The organism is Halomicrobium sp. IBSBa (genome assembly GCF_017612575.1).
Taxonomy (GTDB): domain Archaea; phylum Halobacteriota; class Halobacteria; order Halobacteriales; family Haloarculaceae; genus Halomicrobium.
The window spans coordinates 38,412-57,499 of sequence record NZ_JADPQC010000010.1 but is presented as its reverse complement, the minus strand read 5'-3'; the positions used below and the strand labels follow the sequence as shown (position 1 = coordinate 57,499).

Genomic DNA, 19,088 nt, shown 5'->3' with positions numbered 1-19,088 from the left:
ACACATCATGACCGACGAGACAACGATGGAGGACGCGACCGAGGCGACGAACGCTCCGGCCGCAGTCCCCGACGGCGAGGGTATCGACTGGGAGAAAGCACAGGAAGGCACCCGCCTCCTGCTGGAATCGATGGGCGAGGACCCGACCGCGGACGGCCTCGAAGCCACCTGGCAGCGCCGGGTGCCCGCGCTGTTCGAGACGTTCAGCGAGGCCAACCGCGAGGCCGAGAAGCCGACGATGCGGACCTTCGAAGCCGATCAGGAGGGGCTGGTCGTCAAGACCGGTATCCCGGTCTACAGCCTCTGTGAGCACCACCTGCTGCCCTACCACGGGACGGCACACGTCGCCTACCGACCGGACGGGCGGGTCGTCGGCCTCTCGAAGCTGGTCCGGTACGTCCGCTGGCAGGGCCGCAAGCCCTCGATGCAAGAGCGACTGACGCGCGACATCGCCGACGGACTGGCTTCCGAACTGGACGCCGCGACCGTGCTGGTCGAGATCGAGGCCACCCACATGTGCGAGGCCATGCGCGGCGTCGAGACGGCCACCACGACGACGACTCGCTCGGTCGTCGGGACGCCGACGACGACCGAACGCGAGCGGTTCACCGACGCCGTCAAGAAACATGAGTGACACCGACAGCGCCGTGGTGCTGGCCTCGGGCGGGATGGACAGCGCGACCGCGGCATACGAGGCCGCCGAACGGGGTTACGAGGAGCTGTACCTCCTGCACACGAGCTACGGCCAGGCGACCGAGGAAACCGAACGCGCGTGTGCTGAGGCGCTTGCCGACCACGTCGACGCGGCCGACTTCCTCCACGTCGAGACCGGCCACCTCACGCAGATCGGGGCCTCCTCGCTGACCGACGAGGAGATGGCCGTGGCCGACGCCGATCTGGACAGCGACGAGATCCCGACCTCGTACGTCCCCTTCCGGAACGCGAACCTCCTGTCGATGGCCGTCTCCTACGCCGAGGCCAACGACTGTTCGGCGGTGTTCATCGGGGCTCACTCCGAGGACTTCTCGGGGTATCCCGACTGCCGCCCACAGTTCTTCGAGGCGTTCCAGCGGGTGATCGAGGTCGGCACGAAGCCAGACACCGAGATCGAACTGGTCGCGCCCTTCGTCGAGTGGTCCAAGACCGACATCGCCGAGCGCGGACTCGAACTCGGGGTGCCCTACGAGGACACCTGGAGTTGCTACCGCGAGTCGCCCCCGGCCTGTGGGACCTGTGACGCCTGTGCCTTCCGACTCCAGGCGTTCCAGAACCTCGGCGAACGCGACCCCGTCGAGTACGCCGAGCGACCCGACTACACGGAGTAGGGTGCGATGGTCGGTTTCGAACGAGACCGGTCAAGGAGACAGTAGCGATTCTAAGCTAAGGACACGTTACAGATTGTGGCGAGGGATATGTTCTTCGAGGGCATCTACGATATCATCCTCGTTGGAGCGAATGTCACGCCGTGAGAACCGGAGACTCGGGTATGCCGATCGCCGGTGTAATATGATCGAACCGTCCTTGACCGAATAGTCCCTGAATTGAGACCACGGTATGAACTGCCGATAATCGAACAATCTACCAGTACGTCGATGTTCTAATCCTGACGAATTCACTCTGTAGGTACGGTCTGATAAGAGCGAGTTCGTGACGAGAACGATCGTGACCACGCCCGGTGCCGCGTATACGATCGTCTGGGGTGAATACCAGATTGCGATCGGACCGACAGCCATCACGCAGAGTATCACCACGCCAATTTGCGTCTTGAGTTTGTGAGCCAGTGGCCACGCTGCGGTCCACTCTACTGTTATATCCCCGTCTGAAACGCTCAGAGAAGCTACCTGATTACGAGCGGTGCGAAGTATCAATTCACCCAGCCAGCAGGCAACGACGCCGAGAGCGAATCCGACACCGCCGAGAACAGTGGCCGCAATTCCGCCCTCGGCTCCGACATACAAGTAAAAGGACAGCTCGATAACATCGAAGTAATATACAAATACTGGAACGAATCCGGCAAGCGGCAGCATCCAGGGTAGCCAACCTGCGTTAAGCCGCGCAAGCAGACGAATCCGACGGTGAACGAGGACAATCGTGAGAGAAGCCAGCAAAGTGCTGACAGCACCGAGTAGACCAAGTGCGACCGTCCAACTGCGTAGATCGAACTGCTTGACAATCAGGAGGGTAGTAACGGGACCCATCAGAGCGGCCACATAGCTTCCGACGAGAACCCGAAACTTAGCAGTCAGACGATCTGATTCCGGGAGCGAATCCATAGTTTTGAGTCTGTATACAACAGCACGAATCGGGATGGCATAAAAGCAATCGGGTGAAATATCTTACCTCAATCCGACTGCAGGAAGTGTCGTTATCTAGTCAGCAGTCACACTCCTGCGGTTGGACCTCGTTCGAAGCATTGGGATCCACTTTGATCCCACAGCCGTTACTTATCTGACCGAGTTCGCCTGCACCAAAGCCAATAAGTACACCAGCAATAGCGAAAACGGCCGGTCCCATCGTGGCGGCCGTGAGAGCCCCCACGATGATACCGGCGATCGTAATAACAGCCCCACTCCCTCTGATACCGGTCATAATATCATCGAGAGAGTTGGAATCAAAGTAATAGACGCCATTTTCGATAGTATTCTTACCGCCACATCCCTGGAGTTGAATCGGTCCTCCAACGGGTGTGTGTTCTTCGACGAGGTTCCGCCCTTTGTCCGTCAGATCAAAATCGAGTTGCCCACCGGTCTTGTTCACTGTCCAGTAACCGTTTTCGACGCCCAGATTGATGTGTTCGGCGAATTCACTGGCAGTATACTCCACGGATCCCCCACCTTGTGCTGCAACTGACAGCGTAGCCTCCTCAGAGTTGCGTGCCCAGCCTTTTACTTTCGCTTTGCCGTTTGCGATGGTAATCGCGTCAGTCAGCTGCTCTGTTTCGAGTCCTTCGGCCTGCGATCGCCGGCGGTTTTGCTTCTTGGCAACTGCAGAGCCGCTAACGAGTGATCCGGCGACTGCAACACTTGCGCTCGATGCGAGCAATCTCCGTCGTGTGACGTTCTGGTTGGTATCTTCCATCTCTACAGCCGATAGTTTGGATTCTTATATTATAAAATTCATGTTTAGTATTACATATCTAACCAACATACGGCCCCAATAGAAGCTACTGTCTAGTTCTAGATCTTCGCAGCGGGCGTTTGTCCACCGAGCGCTTACTTGAGGCGTTCGTGATATCCGGGCACCTGAAGGGTCGTATCCACGTCCGGCGCTTGCTTGACTGCCCCCACCAGTAGGTATAGAAGCAGTCAATTCGGGTGGTGACGTCCTGGAATCGTTTTTTGACGTGGTTCCGAGTTCGAGAGTCGAGACGGATTGATTTGTGGCGCGTGAGGGCAGTCAGATGGCAACCACCGTCGACGGGAAGCGCTGTATCGGGGAGACTGTGCTTCTCTGTGAGCCGATGCAAAAACGCCGCCGCTTCGGTAGCTCAGCACAGTCAGCACAAGCAGTCGCCCGGAATCCACGGCGGGATCGGAATTTAGAACATGTATCCCAACCGTGTCTTTCGACAGTACATGCAATTCTGTGACGAGTGTGGTTCGATGATGCACACGGAGGGCGACGCGTGGGTGTGTCGCTCCTGTGAGCACGAGGAGTCGAGAGACTCGCAGGCAGAAGCGGCGATGACGACCCAGGACGGACAGCGGGACGACGGGGCACCGGCCGTGGCCGACGCGACCCAAGACTCCGACGAGACGATGCAAGAGCCCTGTCCGGCCGAGGACTGCGACAGCGACGAGGCCTACTACGAGATGATGCCGAAGCCGGGTGGCTCCTACGAGGTTCGGCTGTTCACCTGCGTCGAGTGCGGTCACAAGTGGCGCGAGTCCTGACGCGCCGTCTCGCCAGCCCCGCCGCTTACAGCTCGAACTCGACGTCCTCGGCCAGCCCGTTAAGCAGGTACACCGCGCCGGTCTCGGTCGTCGCCAGGGGCACGTCGTGAACGTCACAGATCCGCAGGAGCGCCGAGATGTCCGGCTCGTGGGGCTGGGCGGTCTGTGGATCCCGGAGGAAGACGATGCCGTCGATCCGACCGTCGACGACCTCGGCACCGATCTGGGTGTCGCCCCCGACCGGTCCCGACTCCTTGCGCTCGACGGTCAGATTCGTCGCCTCGGTGATGCGCTTGCCGGTGGTGCCGGTCCCGACAACGTCGAAGGTTTCCAGCAGCGTCTCGTACTCCCGTGCCAGATCGATGATGTCGGGCTTCTTCTCGTCGTGTGCGATGAGCGCGACGCGCGTCATAGCGAGTGGGTGGTGCCCCTCGTCTATAGGTGTGATGCACGCCGCCGGGGGCTACTCGACGGTCACGTCGCCGTCGCTGGTGACGGTCACGTCGTAGCTCTCGACCGCGAAGGTGATCGCCTCGTCGCTGCCGTTGACGACCGCGGCCAGCTCGTCGGCGTCGACGTAGCTCCCGAGATCGTCGATCTCCGCCGCCGTCAGCTCGCTGGCCGAGAGCAGCGACTCGACGATCACGTCTTCGGCCGGCGTCGGAGTGACCCACTCGTCCCCGGTGTCCCCACGAATCATGTACACTGTACTGTCGTCCGAGTCCATACGCGGTCGAACGGCCGCGACACATATAATCCAGTACGAGTAGTTTCTGGCTCTGAAACAACCGGAAACAACGAGACCGCCGTCGAGCGTTGTGACTGGGCGAACGAAAATAGGTCGGCCGCGAACAGCGCGTGCCGACCCAGTGACCAGACTGACGAATTGAGGCAGCCGTTCTCGCAGTGTACGGGAGCCGCTGCCCTGGCATCACCTCCGAAGTGATGCAGTTGTGCGGTACACGGCACCACGTCATAGTTCTTTCGCCGACCGCCCGGCGTCGGAGTCACGACCCGCCACTACAGGGACAGCTGGTACCCTCATACTGCCACCTGTCCGTCTGTGATCCGAGTCGTAGCTACCGAGTTCCGACCGGACACCATAGAGACAGCTGGCAATCCCATACTGCCACCTGTCCGTCCGGATCCGAGTCGCAACTACCGAGTTACGACCGGACACCATAGAGACAGCTGGCAGTATCAGTCGAGTTTCTCGTGCTGGTAAGAACCCTCGTAGGTCTCCTCGTGGGCGGCCTCGGCGAGGACGAACTGTGCGATCCGGGCGTCGGCTTCGAGTTCGATCTCGTGGTGGACTTCGAGGAGTCCCTCGCCGCGGCCCTCGTAGCCGGCGTCCCAGACGGCGGTGTGGAGCATACAGGAGTTGCGTATCAGCGACGAGCGCGGGTAGACGAAGCCGACGTGGCCCTCGGGGACGGCGACCCGTTCGCCGTACTCGGCGACGTACGCGCCGGGTTCGAGTCGGTAGACGCCGTCGTCGGGCTCGATCTCGGTCCGGTCACCGACGTGCTTGTCGCCGCGTTCGATCCGACCCGTCTCGACCTGTTCGGACACCGCCGCGAGCGTCAGGTCGACGCCGTTTGGCTGGACCTGTTCGGGTCGCAGGTCACCCAGCGCCTCGGCGACGAAACGTCCGCTCTTGTACATGCCCGATCGGTCGGTAACCAGCGTCATGAGCCTTCCGAGACCGGCACGTCGAACCGAGGGACGCGAGGGGAATCCGGATGAACAATGGTTCGGATTTCCCGAGCAGTATCGAACGATCGGCAAAGATCGTCGGTGAGAGTCGCGAGAAACTGATCAGATCCGGCAGCTGACCGGCACAAAAGGCCACAATTCGGCAGACACCGCTCGAAAACTCGCGGGAATACGCGGGATTTATACGCGCGCGCCGTCGACTCACGGACGTTATGGGACAGACGCTCACGGAGAAAATCCTCGACGATCACCTCGTCGAAGGCGAACTCACGCCCGGCGAGGAGATCGGGATCGAAATCGACCAGGTGCTGACACAGGACACGACTGGAACGCTCGTGTGGCTCCAGTTCGAAGCGCTGGGACTCGAAGAGGTCCAGACGGAACTGGCCGCCCAGTACTGTGACCACCAGACCTACCAGTTCGACTTCAAGAACACGGACGACCACCGCTTCCTGCGCTCGGCCGCTGGGACCTTCGGTGCCCACTTCTCCCGGCCCGGCAACGGTATCTGTCACAACGTCCACAAGGAGAACTTCGCCGCGCCCGGCAAGACGATGCTCGGCTCGGACTCCCACACGCCGACCCCCGGCGGCCTGGGCGAGCTCGCGATCGGCTCGGGCGGCCTCGACGTGGCCGTCGCCATGGGTGGCGGTGCCTACTACATCGACATGCCCGAGGTCGTCAACGTCCGCCTCGAAGGCGAGCTGCCCGAGTGGGCGACCGCCAAGGACGTCATCCTCGAACTGCTCCGCCGGCTCTCGGTCAAGGGCGGCGTCGGCAAGGTGCTCGAATACACCGGCCCTGGCGTCGAGAGCCTGACCGTCCCCGAGCGGACGACCATCACAAACATGGGGACCGAGCTCGGTGCGACCACCTCGATCTTCCCGACCGACGAGCAGACCGAGGACTACCTCTCGCGCCTCGGTCGCGAAGACGAGTACGTCGAGCTCCAGCCCGACGACGACGCCGAGTACGCCGACGAGATCGTCGTCGACCTCTCGGATCTCGAACCGCTCATCGCACAGCCGTCCATGCCCGACAACGTCGTCCCCGTCGAGGAAGTCGAGGGCGTCGACGTCGAGCAGGTCATGATTGGCTCCTGTACGAACGGTGCCTACGAGGACATCCTCCCGGCCGCGAAGATGCTGGAGGATCGCAACGTCGACAAGAAGACCGAGATGATCGTCGCGCCCGGCTCCAAGCAGGCCTCCGAGATGCTGGCTCGCGAGGGCTGGACCGCGGAGATGATGGCCGCTGGCGTCAATTTCTCGGAAGCGACGTGTGGTGCCTGTATCGGCATCGGTCACGTCCCGGCCTCGGACTCGGTCTCGCTGCGGACCTTCAACCGCAACTTCGAGGGTCGCTCCGGTATCGAGGACGACTCCGTCTACCTCTGTTCGCCCGAGGTCGCCACCGCGGCGGCACTCAAAGGCGAAATCGTCGACCCGCGCAACCTCGCCGACGAACTCGGCGATCTGGACGCGCCGGGCATCGAGCTGCCCGACGAGTACATCGGCAACTCCGAGTCGGACCTCATCGCGCCCGATGAGGCTGTCGACGACGAGCTCATCAAGGGCCCCAACATCGGCGACGTGCCGCTGAAGGACCCGCTGGGATCGGACATCGAGGGTGAGGCGCTCCTCAAGATGGAGGACAACATCACCACCGACCACATCATCCCGGCGACGGCGGACATCCTCAAGTTCCGCTCGAACATCGACAAGCTGAGCGACTTCACGCTCTCGCGTGTCGACGACACCTTCGCCCAGCGCGCCAAGGACAACGACGGCGGCGTCCTCGTCGCAGGCGAGAACTACGGGCAGGGCTCCTCGCGCGAACACGCGGCCCTCTGTCCGATGTATCTCGGCATCGACGCCGTCCTCGCACAGAGCTTCGCCCGCATCCACAAGGCGAACCTCTTCAACTTCGGGATCGTTCCCCTGGAGATCGACGCGGACACCTACGAGCAGATCGAGCAGGGCGACGACGTCGAGATCGTCACCGACGTGGCCGACGCCATCCAGTCCGGCGAGACGGAGTTCACCATCCGTGTCAACGACGACTGGGAAGCGAGCGCCACGCTGGACGCCTCCGAGCGCGAGCGCCGGTTCCTCGCCTCCGGTGGCAAGCTCACCCACACGAAACAGCAGTACGAGGACGACAGCGGCGCGGCACCCGCAGACGACTGAAGCGAGGTTCTGAGCGTAGCGAAGAACCTCGTTATTGCGAGCGGGAGCGAAGCGACACGCGAGCAGCGAGACGCCGAGCGCAGCGAGGGGTCTCCAACAGCCGAACGGCGCATGCGCGGCGCGTTGCGCCGCGATGCCGAGGCGGTGAAACCGCCTCGCACGCGCCGTGAGGCGAGCGAGGTTCTGAGCGTAGCGAAGAACCTCGCCCTCGTGATCGGAGCAGCGAGAGACCGCGTCCGATCGGGACGACACGAACCGCACACATTTTTGCCGGAGTCCGGTGACGGGAAGCGACGGCAACGCGGCGACGAGACGACCACGGTCGGTAGACCCCAACGCTTGTTGACCTCGCCGCCGCCTCGACACCATGGGCACGTTCCGCAGCGTCACCGAGGACGAACGGGCGACACACCGGCGGATCAAAGATCACGTCTGGGGCGACGGCGGCGTCCCCGATCCGGACGAGACGGTGCCGCGGGCGCTGGGCGAGCGGTGGGCCTACGTCGAAGACGGGCGGTTCCGGTCGATCTGTGCGCTGCTGGAGATCGACGTGCGTCTCGCGGGCACGTGGCGGACGATCGGCGGGATCAGGGGGTTCGTCACGCCGCCGGAACACCGCGGGCAAGGATACGGACGGCGGCTCCTCCGTGCGGCCGTCGGAGAGTTCGCCGACCGCGGGCTGTCCTACGCAGTCTTGTGGCCCGCGTCGATCGACTACTACCGGGAGCGTGGGTGGGGACTGGTCCACACCCAAACGGCCTACGCCTTCCCTCCCGAGGCGATGGCCGATCCCGGCCCGGCGGGACGCTTCGAGCGCGTCGGACCGGACGACTTCGGATGCCTCAAAGCGGTGTGGGAGGCCGACGCCAGCGACTACGAGCTGGCGCTCCGACGAACCGAGCGGTGGTGGCGCGAGCGGGTGCTCGACGACGCGTGGGCCTACACCTGGACGCCGGACGAGGACGACGGGCCCGCGGGCTACGTCGTCTACAGGCTCGATCGGGACGCCGAGACGCTGACCGTCGAGGAGCTGGCCACCCGGAGCGAGCGGGCGCGCCGACAGCTGCTTGGCTTCCTCGAACGCCACGCTCCACAGGCCGACCGCGTGGAGTGGGCGTGTCCGCGGGAACGCCGGCTGCTCAGAGAGGCCGCCGACCCCGACGCCGTCGAGGCGTCGGTCGAGCCGGGGGCGAGCGGGTACGTCGTCGACGTACCGACGGCGATCGAGACGCTCCCGGCCGAGCGAGGGCCGGCCGAAGCGGTGACGATGGAGGTGACCGATCCGCTCGCGCCCAGCAACGACGGGCAGTTCCGGGTCGAACCGGACCTGACGTGCCGGCGACTCGAACCCGCAGCGACGATCGACGAGCCCGGTCTCGTGGTCGACTCGGCCGTCCTGGCACAGTTGTACGTCGGAACGCTGTCGATCGAGACGGCGGCGGCCCGCGAGAACGTCACTGCGACCGACGACGCCGTGGCTGCGCTGAGCGGGACGTTCGGGGCGCGAGACGTGTACGTGAGCGATTTCTTCTAGCGACGAAAACGAAAGTGGGGTGGGATGGTTGGGGGGATGTGGGGGTAGCACCCAGTTGGGTGCGTTTACTCTTGCGTCCTTGATAGTTAAGAGCTTTTTGGCACGATGTGAAACGCACACGCCGGTCGCAGGAGCGAACATGTCCCGTGTCCCAGGACCAAAGAATAGAGGGGGTAACGATCACCGAGAATCCGGAGGCCGCCATCCATTAGTGAGCCCGCGACGTAGAGAGCGCCAGTGACGACCGTTCCCGACAGCGATACGGAGCCGCCGACGGTCCGTCCCGCGACGCGGTCGGACCTGCTGGCGGTCCATCGGATCGAGTCGGCCGCGTTCCCACAGCCCTGGCCGTTCTCCGCGTTCGAGAGCTACGTCGGCGAACCCGGCTTTCTGGTTGCCGTCGACGAGCGCCACGACGAGCCCGAACTGCTCGGTTACGTCGTCGCCGACACCGTCCCCAACCACGGGACGCCGCTGGGCCACGTCAAGGACCTCGCGGTCGACGAAGCGTACCGCGGACAGGGGATCGGTCGACGACTGCTCCGGCGTGCCATCGACGTGCTCGAAGACGCCGGAACGGGCTCAGTCAAGCTCGAAGTTCGAGTCGGTAACACGGCCGCACGCTCGCTGTACCGGTCGTTCGGCTTCGAACACCGTCGGACGATCCCCAACTACTACGGCAATGGCGAGGACGCACTGGTGATGATCCGGGCGCTGGACGACGGGTAATCGACAGTTTATACCCGTCTCGGGCACTCTGTCCCCGTATGGGCTATGCCTGCCCCGTCTGCGAGGAGCCACAGGCCGACGCCGGCCACCTGGCGAACCACCTCGCGTTCACGGCGCTGACCGGCGGCGGCGACCACGAGGACTGGCTCGACGAACACGTCCCCGACTGGGGGGACCACGGCGAAGACGAACTGGCCGCCGAGGTCGTCGAACTGGCCGCGGAGACGGAGTTTCCCTTCGAGGCCGGCGGCCACGACCACCAGCACGGACAGGGCCACGGCATCGACCCCCAGCAGGCCCGCGAGCGCGCCAGCGGGGAGCTCGACGACGAGGCAGCTGAGATTCTCGAAGAAGCGCGCGAGATGACCGAGGCGATGCAAGAGGAGGACGCGGAACGGTCCGAGTCGGCAGACGAAACCGAGTAGTCCCCGCCAGACCAAGCGGGGGTATGCACACCGAGGGGACGTTTCTACCGGAGACCGCCCGAGAGGCACGCGAGCGCTACGAGGCGCTTGGCTCGACGGCACAGGTCGTCGTCAAGGCCGTCGCCAAGTCGATGGCGTTCGACAGCGAGGAGTACGACGAGCGGGTGACCAGCGATGTCGTCGAGACGGCCCGCGAGGCCATGTTCGGCGAGGCCCTGCAGGTGCGAGTGGGCACCCGTGAGGCGTTCGACGAGTGGCGCGAGTCGGCCGACCACGAGGTCGAGGTCGTCGGTGCCGACAACGTCGACGCCGTGGCCTGGCACGCCCCGCCGTTCGCCGAGCAGGCCGTCGCGGCGACGTTCCAGGCGGAGGAAGCGGCCGCCGTCACGACGCTGCGTCGACAGGCCGTCGCTCGGATCTACCAGGACGTGGTCTGATGCGGACGGTCACCCGGAACCTCCTGCTGGGCATCGGGGTCGTCCTGGTCCTCTTGCTCGCGCTGGGGGCAGCGCCGTCGCTGCTTCGCAGCGGCGATCCCTACTACGTGAGTGCGACGCCGGTCGGCGAGGTCGACGCCAACGAGACGAACGTCACCGCCGGACCGGACGCGACGGCCGTCGGTGGCGACACGCTCTCGGAACGGACCCACCCGTTCACGACGACGGCCATCGCCGACGCGGGCGCGAATCAGACGGGCTACTCCGAACCCTACTGGCGCGGTCCCGTCGGGATCAAGGGCGCGTTCACGCACTCGCCGTTCGACGAACTGGCGGCGCTGCGCCAGCGCAACCCACAGGCGGCCGACGGCGAGTCGGTGCGCGTGGCACGCAACGGGACGCTTTATCGTATCGGCGTCACACAGGACCGACCATGACACGCGAGCCGACCCACGAGTGGCCGATCGTCGACTCCGAGACCGAGTACGAGACCGGCTGGTACACCGGCGGCTACGATCGCGTCCGACAACCGGACGGGAGCGAGAAGGCGTACTACTGGGCCGAGCTACCCGACGCCGTCGTCGTGGTCGCTCGCAGCGGCGACGAACTGCTCCTGGTCGATCAGTACCGGCCGACGATCCGCGAGCAGTGTCTGGAGTTGCCGGCGGGCATCGTCGAGGACGGCGAGTCCTACACCGAGGCTGGCCGGCGCGAACTCCGCGAGGAGACCGGCTTCGAGGCCGCTGGCGTCTCGCTGCTGGAAGAGTTCTGGTGTTCGACCGGCGTCCTCAGACACCGGCGAGGGATCGTCTTCGCCGAGGGACTGGAACCGGTCGAGTCGGACCTCGACGACAACGAGTTCCTCACAGTCACGACCGTCCCCATCGCGGACGCACTGGACGTGGCCCGCAACGAACCGGCCAACGACGCCACGATCGAGGGAATCTTGCTCGCGCGAGCGGAGGGGCTGTTGTGAGCGAGGAGCCACGAGATCCCTGGGACCGACCGGATCCCGAGTGGCCGGTCCGAGAGAGCGTCGTCGTCTGGGAGACGCCCTTCTTCGAGGCCGGCTACGACCGGGTCGAGCGGCCGGACGGAGCGCTCGCGGACTACTACTGGCTGGAGCCGTCCGACGCCGTCATCGTCGTCGCGCCGACCGAGGACGACGAACTCGTCTTCGTCGAGCAGTACCGCCCGCGGTTCCGGCTGCGGTCGCTGGGACTCCCCGCTGGCGGGATCGACGACGGCGAGGAACCCATCGAGGCCGCCCGCCGCGAACTCCGCGAAGAGACCGGCTACCGCGCCGAGGAACTCAGCTACGTCGACTCGTACGTCCCCTCCGGGTGGACCCGCTACGTCCGACACGTCTTTTTCGCGACGGGCCTGGTGGCGGGTGAACCCGACCCGGACGAGGGCGAAGTCATCGAGACCCTGACAGTCCCCGTCGACGAGGCCGTCGACGTGTTGCGGTCACGGGAGGGGGCGGTCAACGGCTTCGCGCTCACGCCGATCCTGCTCGCTCGCGAGGACGGACTGCTGTAGTCGTCGGCGACGCACGCTCCCAGAACAGCCACACAGTGCGAGTATCGACCGTGAGGCGTAAGGGAGCCCAGCACCCAGCGTTCGCTAATGGACGGGGAAATCGGCCACGAGGAGCTGGAAGCGATACTCGAAAACGGCACCGACGCGCGCGTCGTGGACATCCGTTCGCCCGGCGCGTACGAGCGGGGACACATCCCCGGCAGCGAGAACGTCCCGCTCCAGCAGCTGGTCGACGACATCGAGCAGTTCGCTGGCGCGGAGCGGGTCGTGACGGTCTGTCCGCACGGGAAATCGAGCGTCCAGGCCGCGCGGCTGATCGCCTCCTACGAGGAGTTCTCCGGCCGAGCCGAGAGCTTCGGCCCCGGCCTGTCGGCGTGGGACGGACCGATCGAGAGCGGACGCAGCGAGGCGGAGACGGCGGAGGGAGACGCGGGAGCGCCCGCCGACGAGGGGCCAGACGCCCCGTTCTAGCGCCGGCCAGTCAACGGCCGACTTATGTGTTCTGCCCGCCGTACCGTAGGCAATGACTGTTCGACACGACGGGCTCGCCGTCGAGTGGCTCGGCTACGCCACGATCCGGCTCGCGGGCGAGGAGACGGTCGTCTACTTCGACCCGGGACGGTACGGCGTCCTCACCGGCGAGTGGGAGCCCGACGAGGAGGGACTGAACCACCCGCCGGGACGCGACTACCGGCCGGAGGACGGGGACGTGATCTGTGTGAGCCACGTCCACCACTACGACCCCGACGGCATCGAACGGGTGGCGAGCGAGGACGCGACCGTCGTCGCCTTCGAGGGGATCGACGGGCAGGACCGCGAGCGCGGACTCGCGCCGATCACCGAACTGCCCTACGAACTGCGGACGGTCGACGCGACGACGAGCCTCTCGGTCGACGGCGTCTCCGTCTGGTCGACGCCGGCCCACAACGAGCCGGACGGCCCCCACACGCGCCCGGACGGGACCCCCTACCACCCGGAGGGATTCGGCTGTGGATTCCTCGTCGACGTGGAGGGGACGCGGGCGTTCTGGCCGGGAGACACCGACGTGTTGCCGGGCCATCGCTCGGTCGACGTGTCGCTGTTCTGCCCGCCGATCGGCCAGCGGTTCACGATGGACCGCCACGAGGCCGCGGGGCTGGCCGCGACCATCGAGCCGAACCTCGTCATGCCGGTCCACTACAACACGTTCTCGACGCTGGCGACGGACTCGCGGGCCTTCGCGGCCGACGTGGCGGCCGCTGGCGTCCCGGTCGTACTCGACGAGCAGTGACCGCCCCTCGCGAGTCGAGAGTGGTGGCTCTGGTGAAAGCTCTCGTCAGAAAGGGCTCAGAGGGGGTAACGTTTCGTCATTGCCACCGACGAGAGGTAACGGGTCACCGGTAAAAAGGCCAGCGTGTTCGGGAGCCGGCATCGGCTCGGCGACGGTACCCGGTCGTGGAGTCTCGACACCCACAAGAGCCGGCGAGGCGGCCACACTGTCGGCCACGCGTCTTTCGAGGAGTTCGTTGGCTGGACGGGCCACGATCTTGTACCGACAGTATCAGTTCTCCGGCGGTGCCAGCGAGACGAACTCCAGTCCCTTCTGGGCCAGGAGCTCGCGGGCACGGTCGGTGACCGACGGAGCGACGAGGATCCCTCGGATCTGGGCCTCGTCGTGGAGATCGCGCCCGAGCGCCTGGACGTACCGGTCGAGCTGTCCGACCGCGTCCGGTCCGACGCGCCGTCGTTTCAGCTCCACGACGACGGTTCGCCCGTCCGCGTCCTCGCCGTAGATGTCGATTGCACCGGCGGGCGTCGACCGCTCCGTCGCGAGGGGGGTAAACGCGGGTTCGAGGAGGTCGGGATCGTCGAGGATCCGCTCGCGCAGATCCGCCTCCGTCCCAGTCAGCGACAGGTCGGTGGGATCGGTCACATCGAAGACGCCGACGTGGGCCAGCGACTCGAAGGCGATCGCGAGCAGTTCGTCGGGCGAGGATCGCTCGCTCTCGACGACGAACTCGCCGTCGACCACGCGGACCGCGTGCGCACAGCCCGGCGGCTGCCAGTTGACCGGCTGCTGCCCCTCGTCGGTGTGGACCAGCGCCGCGCCGTCGGGTTTGAGCATGACGTGGCGATCGCCCGGACCCAGCGTACTCGTCGCGCGTCCGTCGTAGTCGACCCGACAACGGCCAAACAGCGTCACCAGCGCTCCCGCGTCGATCCCCCGTTCGACGAGGTCACCGGCGGCGTCGAAGTCCGGGTCAGACAGCGTCTCGGTCGCGTCCCCGTGGGTCGTCACGCTCGGCCGTAGTCAGTCGGGTCGTAAAAAGGACGCGTCGTCGATCGGGTACAGCGGTGCCAGTCGCGCGAGCGTCTCCCAGAGCGCACGGCGTGCACGCTCCGGCGACAGTGCCCCGGCGTCGACAAGCTCGCCGAGTCGGTCCTTTGCGGTGACCAGCGTCCGACGGAGCCGTTCCTCGTCGGCCGTCGGGCCGGCGACGGCGAGGGGCTCACCGCCGTCGAGACCGAGCGGACAGACGAGGTAGGTGCTGGTCTCGTCGGCGGGTCCGACGACGACGAGAGCCTCGATCGTCGGATCGACGGCCGCCAGCACGTCGGCGGGGGCCAGCTGCCGGGCCAGCGGTCGCGGATCGACGCGCGTCCCGACGGCGTCGTCCCGGCTCGAAGCGAGGTCGAACTGGTTGGCGATCCGGTCGGGAACGGGCGGGACCCGTGAGCGGTCTCGTCGGCCACCGAACGGCGTCTCGGGCGTGATCGCAGCGGCCAGCCCCGTCCCCCAGTGTGCGTAGTGGAGACGGTAGCCGTCGCCGTCCCGGTAGGCGACCAGTGCGCGGTGTGCCATGGCGTCGCTGGGCGCGTGTTCGCTGATAAACCCGCGCCGCCGATCGTGACACTGAATGGCACAATCCTCAAGTACGTACCCGTCGTAGTCGTACGTATGTTGGGGACCGAGTGGGTGTACGCCGCGATCGCGGGCCTGCTCTTCGCGCACCTCCTGACACTGCTGTATGCCTACCGGTCGAGCCGATCCGAGCCGCCCGCCGACGGCGTGTCCGACACCCCGTCGGTCGAGGTGGCCGATCGAGCCGACCGGAGCGTCTGTCGGTGCCCGGAGTGTGGCACCGAGAACGACCGTGCGTACCGCTTCTGTCGGCAGTGTGTCGCCGAGCTACCGAGTGCGCGACTCCACGTCGAGCACCCCAGCGAGCAACGACAGCCCTACTGATACGACCGGCTGTACATCTGTGACCGATGTCGCCACCCCGGGGTGGCGAAGCTCGTCACGAAGTGACAGCCGGCAGTATGATCGCCGGCCCGAAAGTGGCGCTCCGGGCGAACCCGAGTCCCGCGTCAACACACCGGTCGCGGGTCCAGCCCCATGGCGTCGAGACGCTGGGCGTAGTCGTCGTACGCGACGGCGATCGTCTCGGCGGCCGCCCGCTGGGCGCGGTCGGGCTCGACTCCGAGTGCGACCACCAGCGCCGCGCCGTCGTCGGCGTCCTCGCCGTGGGACGACCGGACGCTGCGACACGCGTCGGCCGTGGCGTCGTCGCCCTCGTTGACGAAGAAGTTGATCGCCTGGAGGGTCGTCCGATCACCGACGAGGCCGGTCGCGACCAGCGCACCCGCCCGCTCGGCGTCGGCCGCGAGCCCCCGGAGGTGTTCGACGACCGGCCACGCCGTCTCCGTCGGCGGCTCGTCGAGGTCGGCCGAGAGAGTTCCGTATCGCGTTGCCGCGCGCTCGCTGGCCCGTTCGAAGGCGTCCGCCGCCGGGCCGTCTGCCTCGTCGGCCCACGCGTCGAAGACCGCTCGTCGGCCCGCCTCGCGTCCGGACAGCGTCGCCCGGACGGTGGCGGGTTCGAGATTCGCGTCCGTCGCCGCGAGCAGTACTTTCTCCGAACCGAGCCGGTCGAGTTTGGTCGCGCTGTCCGCACGGACCCGCTCGACGAACGTGTCGGCTTCCATACCGGAACGACGGGTCGACACACCTTAACCTCGGGGCCCGTGTCACATCTTATCACTCTCGGGGCCGTACGGACGGCTATGTCCGAGTCCTACCCCGACCCGCCGGTCGAGCCGGCGACGATCAGCCCCGAGACGCTGGCCGGACGGCTGGCCGACGGCGAGGCGGTTCGGTTGCTCGACGTGCGCGACCGCGACGAGTACGAGCGATGGCACATCGCCGGGCCGTCGGTGACGGCGACACAGCACTCGTTCGCGAAGGCCCTGCAGGCACAGGTCCGCGGCTCGGTCGACGAGCTGGCCGCACAGGTCGCGGGCGAGGGGCCGATCACGGTCGTCTGTGCCCGCGGGGAGGCGAGTGCCTACGTCGCCGGGCTGCTGACGGAGGCCGGCGTCGACGCGCACAACCTCGCGGGCGGGATGGACGGCTGGGCGCGCGTGTACGAGGCACACGAACTCGACGCGGGCGAGACGACGATCGTCCAGTACCAGCGACCGGCCTCGGGCTGTCTGGGCTACCAGATCGTCGCGGACGGCGTGGCGGCCGTCGTCGATCCACTGCGCGCGTTCGCCGATCGGTACGCCGCGGACGCGACACGACGGGACGCGACGATCGAGTACGTGATCGACACCCACGTCCACGCCGACCACGTCAGCGGCCTGCGGTCGGTCGCGGCGGCGACCGGCGGCGAGGCGCTGCTGCCCGCGAGAGCCCACGAGCGCGGCGTCGTCGACGACATCGGAACGCTTGCCGACGGCGAGGCGCGCAGCCTGGGCGAGACGACGCTCCGGACGGTCGCGCTGCCAGGCCACACGACGGGGATGACCGGCATCGCGGTCGGGGACGTACTGCTGACCGGCGACAGCCTCTTTCTGGAGAGCGTCGCCCGCCCCGACCTCGAAGCGAGCGACGACGCGGCGGCGTTCGCCCGAGAACTGTACGCGACGCTGACCGAACGGCTGGACGCGTTCGACGACGAGACATTGATCGCGCCGGGTCACGTCGGCGAGCGAACGGTCCGGAACGACGACGGCAGCTACGCGGCGACGCTGGGCCAGCTCCGAGAACGGCTGTGGGCCTTCGCGGTCGACGAGGCGACGTTCGTCGAGCGCGTCACGGAGAACGTCCCGCCGCGTCCGGCCAACGCCGAGGCCATCGTCGCAGCCAACCTCGGCCGACGGACGCCGAGCGACGACGACGCCTTCGAGTGGGAACTGGGGCCGAACAACTGCGCCGCGACGGCGGATTGAACGGGGTCGTCGGTCCGTACCGGATCGATCCCACGACGATGTGCGGCCCCGGGAAACGCCGACAATAGCCGTAGTAGCTACAGCGAGAAGCGACGCCGGATCGCGTCGACGAGAGACTCCTCGTCGGTGGGTTCGTGCTCGCCGACGACGCCCGACCGGGGCGAGAAGACCGTCCGCTCGCCGTCCCGTGTCACCTCGATGAGCGTGTCCGCCTTCAGTTCGGCGAGGGCGTCCTCCAGGTGGTCGATGTCGGCGTCGACCCGCGACCGGAGTTCGAAGACGGTCATCCCGTCCTCGGGGCGATCTGCGAGGGCATCCAGCACTGCGACCTGCGTGTCGGGACGGTCGCGGTACTCCGGTTTCGCTCTCATAGCGGGAGATAGTCGTGGAACCCCCTTGTGTTTGTCCCCGAGCGAGAAGTCGGGCGGGCAACTCACAGTCGTCCCAAGCAGTAGGCTTATCACTCGGAGCGGGCCATGTCGTGACAATGGGTCTCAAATGCTCCGTAATCGGACATGCGTACGGAGAAACGACTGTCGAGCGCGACCGCGAAGAGCAGGGTAGCGAAGTCGTCATCACGATCCGAGAGGTCGAAACCTGCGAGCGGTGTGGCACCGAGCGCGTCGTCTCCGAGAACAAGGAGGTCACGGCGATCGAAACGCCCGACGACGTCGAGACGACCGAAGAGACGGCGGCGTCGGAGACCGAAGCGACGACGCCGGACACCGAAAGCGAGTCCGAGTCCGACGCGGCCGAAGCGAGCGAACCGTCGGACGAGGAGCCCGACGACACCGAGGACGTTCCGGCGGCGGGCGAAGAGCTGTCGGCCTCGGAGATCGTCGGCGGCGAGGAGACGCCGTCGACGCCCGATGCCGACCCCGATACCGGTGCAGAGATCATCGACGCCGAATCCGACGAGCCGGTGTCCGAGGAGGAGGCCGTCGACGAGGAACTGGCCGACCCCACGGTCGACCCCGAGATCGACGAGCAGGACGGCGACGAGCAACTGGGCAGCGGGTCCTCGGCCGTCGATACCGAGGAGATCGACGCGGACGATCCCGACGCCGACGACGCCATGATCATCGACGAGGACGACGACGATCCCGTCGAGCAGGGCGGCCGCCAGCCCGGCGAGTGGCCCGAAGAGCCCGACACGGGCGACAACGAGTGGCAGCCCGACACGATCGGGACGATCGACGAGGACGACGAAGAGCAGGCCACGGAGACGACGACACTGACCGTCCCCGACGGCCAGTTCCGCTGTCCGGAGTGTGACTTTACGACGCTGGTCGAGTCCTCGTCGCTGCGGCGTGGCGACTTCTGTCCGGAGTGTCACCGCGGCACACTCGTCCACGAGCCAGAAGACGAAACGCGAAAAGAGTAAGGCAGGGCCAGCACAAATCGACTTC

At 66.2% G+C, this 19,088-nt stretch carries 25 protein-coding genes; 16 read left to right on the top strand and 9 right to left on the bottom strand.

Translation table 11 applies throughout. The annotated features are described in order from the left end of the window. Nucleotides 1-7 precede the first annotated feature (7 nt). Together folE and queC are read left to right on the top strand one after the other, a co-directional pair. The gene (folE, locus tag IL252_RS16630; protein WP_208628933.1) at nt 8-634 is read left to right on the top strand and encodes a GTP cyclohydrolase I; all 627 of its coding nucleotides are present in this window, start codon (nt 8-10) and stop codon (nt 632-634) included. After that, on the top strand, nt 627-1,325 hold the full coding sequence (gene queC / locus IL252_RS16625; RefSeq protein WP_153554703.1) for a 7-cyano-7-deazaguanine synthase QueC: 699 nt from the start codon (nt 627-629) through the stop codon (nt 1,323-1,325). Before folE ends, queC begins: the two co-directional genes overlap by 8 nt. Nucleotides 1,326-1,391: 66 nt before the next feature. Here queC and IL252_RS16620 read toward each other — a convergent pair whose 3' ends face one another. Together IL252_RS16620 and IL252_RS16615 are read right to left on the bottom strand one after the other, a co-directional pair. After that, entirely contained in the window at nt 1,392-2,198 is an 807-nt protein-coding gene (locus IL252_RS16620; RefSeq protein WP_208628932.1) for a hypothetical protein, read from the bottom strand. Between the two features lie 175 nt (nt 2,199-2,373). After that, nucleotides 2,374-3,078 carry a hypothetical protein gene (locus tag IL252_RS16615; RefSeq protein WP_208628931.1) on the bottom strand — a complete coding sequence of 235 codons (705 nt, stop codon included), beginning with the start codon at nt 3,076-3,078 and terminating at the stop codon, nt 2,374-2,376. Nucleotides 3,079-3,575: 497 nt separating this feature from the next. On the opposite strand from IL252_RS16615, the gene IL252_RS16610 reads away from it, so the two are divergent. Continuing rightward, nucleotides 3,576-3,893, top strand: coding sequence for an RPA12/RPB9/RPC11 RNA polymerase family protein (locus tag IL252_RS16610; RefSeq protein WP_208628930.1), 318 nt, complete (start codon nt 3,576-3,578; stop codon nt 3,891-3,893). Between the two features lie 25 nt (nt 3,894-3,918). Here the strand turns inward: IL252_RS16610 and IL252_RS16605 are convergent, their stop codons facing one another. From IL252_RS16605 to IL252_RS16595, 3 genes are all read right to left on the bottom strand, one after another. Continuing rightward, nucleotides 3,919-4,305 (bottom strand): methylglyoxal synthase, encoded by a 387-nt coding sequence (locus IL252_RS16605; RefSeq protein WP_208628929.1) that lies wholly within the window; start codon nt 4,303-4,305, stop codon nt 3,919-3,921. 51 nt (nt 4,306-4,356) lie between these two features. Beyond that, complete coding sequence (locus IL252_RS16600; protein WP_208628928.1) at nt 4,357-4,620, bottom strand: HalOD1 output domain-containing protein; 264 nt, start codon at nt 4,618-4,620, stop codon at nt 4,357-4,359. A gap of 473 nt (nt 4,621-5,093) precedes the next feature. Beyond that, the gene (locus IL252_RS16595; RefSeq protein ID WP_208628927.1) at nt 5,094-5,558 is read right to left on the bottom strand and encodes a deoxyuridine 5'-triphosphate nucleotidohydrolase; all 465 of its coding nucleotides are present in this window, start codon (nt 5,556-5,558) and stop codon (nt 5,094-5,096) included. Between the two features lie 263 nt (nt 5,559-5,821). Here IL252_RS16595 and IL252_RS16590 point away from each other — a divergent pair, with 263 nt between their 5' ends. From IL252_RS16590 to IL252_RS16545, 10 genes are all read left to right on the top strand, one after another. After that, nucleotides 5,822-7,798, top strand: a complete 1,977-nt coding sequence (locus IL252_RS16590) for an aconitate hydratase (protein WP_153554707.1) — start codon at nt 5,822-5,824, stop codon at nt 7,796-7,798. 367 nt (nt 7,799-8,165) lie between these two features. Then, the gene (gene eis / locus IL252_RS16585; protein WP_208628926.1) at nt 8,166-9,332 is read left to right on the top strand and encodes an enhanced intracellular survival protein Eis; all 1,167 of its coding nucleotides are present in this window, start codon (nt 8,166-8,168) and stop codon (nt 9,330-9,332) included. 237 nt (nt 9,333-9,569) lie between these two features. Further along, complete coding sequence (gene rimI, locus IL252_RS16580; RefSeq protein ID WP_208628925.1) at nt 9,570-10,061, top strand: ribosomal protein S18-alanine N-acetyltransferase; 492 nt, start codon at nt 9,570-9,572, stop codon at nt 10,059-10,061. Between the two features lie 38 nt (nt 10,062-10,099). Beyond that, nucleotides 10,100-10,486 (top strand): DUF5810 domain-containing protein, encoded by a 387-nt coding sequence (locus tag IL252_RS16575; protein WP_153554714.1) that lies wholly within the window; start codon nt 10,100-10,102, stop codon nt 10,484-10,486. Nucleotides 10,487-10,509: 23 nt separating this feature from the next. Next, nucleotides 10,510-10,923 carry a DUF5809 family protein gene (locus IL252_RS16570; protein ID WP_208628924.1) on the top strand — a complete coding sequence of 138 codons (414 nt, stop codon included), beginning with the start codon at nt 10,510-10,512 and terminating at the stop codon, nt 10,921-10,923. After that, the gene (locus IL252_RS16565) at nt 10,923-11,360 is read left to right on the top strand and encodes a hypothetical protein (protein ID WP_208628923.1); all 438 of its coding nucleotides are present in this window, start codon (nt 10,923-10,925) and stop codon (nt 11,358-11,360) included. The genes IL252_RS16570 and IL252_RS16565 overlap by 1 nt, the downstream gene beginning before the upstream one ends. Next, nucleotides 11,357-11,899 carry an NUDIX hydrolase gene (locus tag IL252_RS16560; protein WP_208628922.1) on the top strand — a complete coding sequence of 181 codons (543 nt, stop codon included), beginning with the start codon at nt 11,357-11,359 and terminating at the stop codon, nt 11,897-11,899. Before IL252_RS16565 ends, IL252_RS16560 begins: the two co-directional genes overlap by 4 nt. Then, the gene (locus tag IL252_RS16555) at nt 11,896-12,465 is read left to right on the top strand and encodes an NUDIX hydrolase (protein ID WP_208628921.1); all 570 of its coding nucleotides are present in this window, start codon (nt 11,896-11,898) and stop codon (nt 12,463-12,465) included. Before IL252_RS16560 ends, IL252_RS16555 begins: the two co-directional genes overlap by 4 nt. An 87-nt stretch (nt 12,466-12,552) precedes the next feature. Further along, complete coding sequence (locus IL252_RS16550) at nt 12,553-12,936, top strand: rhodanese-like domain-containing protein (RefSeq protein ID WP_208628920.1); 384 nt, start codon at nt 12,553-12,555, stop codon at nt 12,934-12,936. A 52-nt stretch (nt 12,937-12,988) separates the two neighbouring features. Then, nucleotides 12,989-13,735 carry an MBL fold metallo-hydrolase gene (locus tag IL252_RS16545; RefSeq protein WP_170092819.1) on the top strand — a complete coding sequence of 249 codons (747 nt, stop codon included), beginning with the start codon at nt 12,989-12,991 and terminating at the stop codon, nt 13,733-13,735. A gap of 270 nt (nt 13,736-14,005) precedes the next feature. Here IL252_RS16545 and nucS read toward each other — a convergent pair whose 3' ends face one another. Both nucS and IL252_RS16535 read right to left on the bottom strand, forming a co-directional pair. Then, the gene (nucS, locus tag IL252_RS16540) at nt 14,006-14,743 is read right to left on the bottom strand and encodes an endonuclease NucS (RefSeq protein ID WP_208628919.1); all 738 of its coding nucleotides are present in this window, start codon (nt 14,741-14,743) and stop codon (nt 14,006-14,008) included. A 12-nt stretch (nt 14,744-14,755) separates the two neighbouring features. Next, entirely contained in the window at nt 14,756-15,307 is a 552-nt protein-coding gene (locus tag IL252_RS16535) for a DUF6735 family protein (protein ID WP_208628918.1), read from the bottom strand. Nucleotides 15,308-15,403: 96 nt separating this feature from the next. On the opposite strand from IL252_RS16535, the gene IL252_RS16530 reads away from it, so the two are divergent. Next, the gene (locus IL252_RS16530) at nt 15,404-15,691 is read left to right on the top strand and encodes a hypothetical protein (RefSeq protein ID WP_208628917.1); all 288 of its coding nucleotides are present in this window, start codon (nt 15,404-15,406) and stop codon (nt 15,689-15,691) included. Between the two features lie 125 nt (nt 15,692-15,816). Here the strand turns inward: IL252_RS16530 and IL252_RS16525 are convergent, their stop codons facing one another. Further along, a complete protein-coding gene (locus IL252_RS16525) occupies nt 15,817-16,431 on the bottom strand; it encodes a transcription antitermination protein (RefSeq protein ID WP_208628916.1) in 615 nt (204 codons plus the stop codon). Between the two features lie 78 nt (nt 16,432-16,509). Here IL252_RS16525 and IL252_RS16520 point away from each other — a divergent pair, with 78 nt between their 5' ends. Beyond that, a complete protein-coding gene (locus tag IL252_RS16520; protein ID WP_170092824.1) occupies nt 16,510-17,679 on the top strand; it encodes an MBL fold metallo-hydrolase in 1,170 nt (389 codons plus the stop codon). Between the two features lie 77 nt (nt 17,680-17,756). Here the strand turns inward: IL252_RS16520 and IL252_RS16515 are convergent, their stop codons facing one another. Continuing rightward, entirely contained in the window at nt 17,757-18,050 is a 294-nt protein-coding gene (locus IL252_RS16515) for a DUF6432 family protein (RefSeq protein WP_153554727.1), read from the bottom strand. 116 nt (nt 18,051-18,166) lie between these two features. Between IL252_RS16515 and IL252_RS16510 the strand changes: the two genes are divergently transcribed. Next, entirely contained in the window at nt 18,167-19,063 is an 897-nt protein-coding gene (locus IL252_RS16510; protein ID WP_208628915.1) for a hypothetical protein, read from the top strand. Nucleotides 19,064-19,088: the final 25 nt, after the last annotated feature.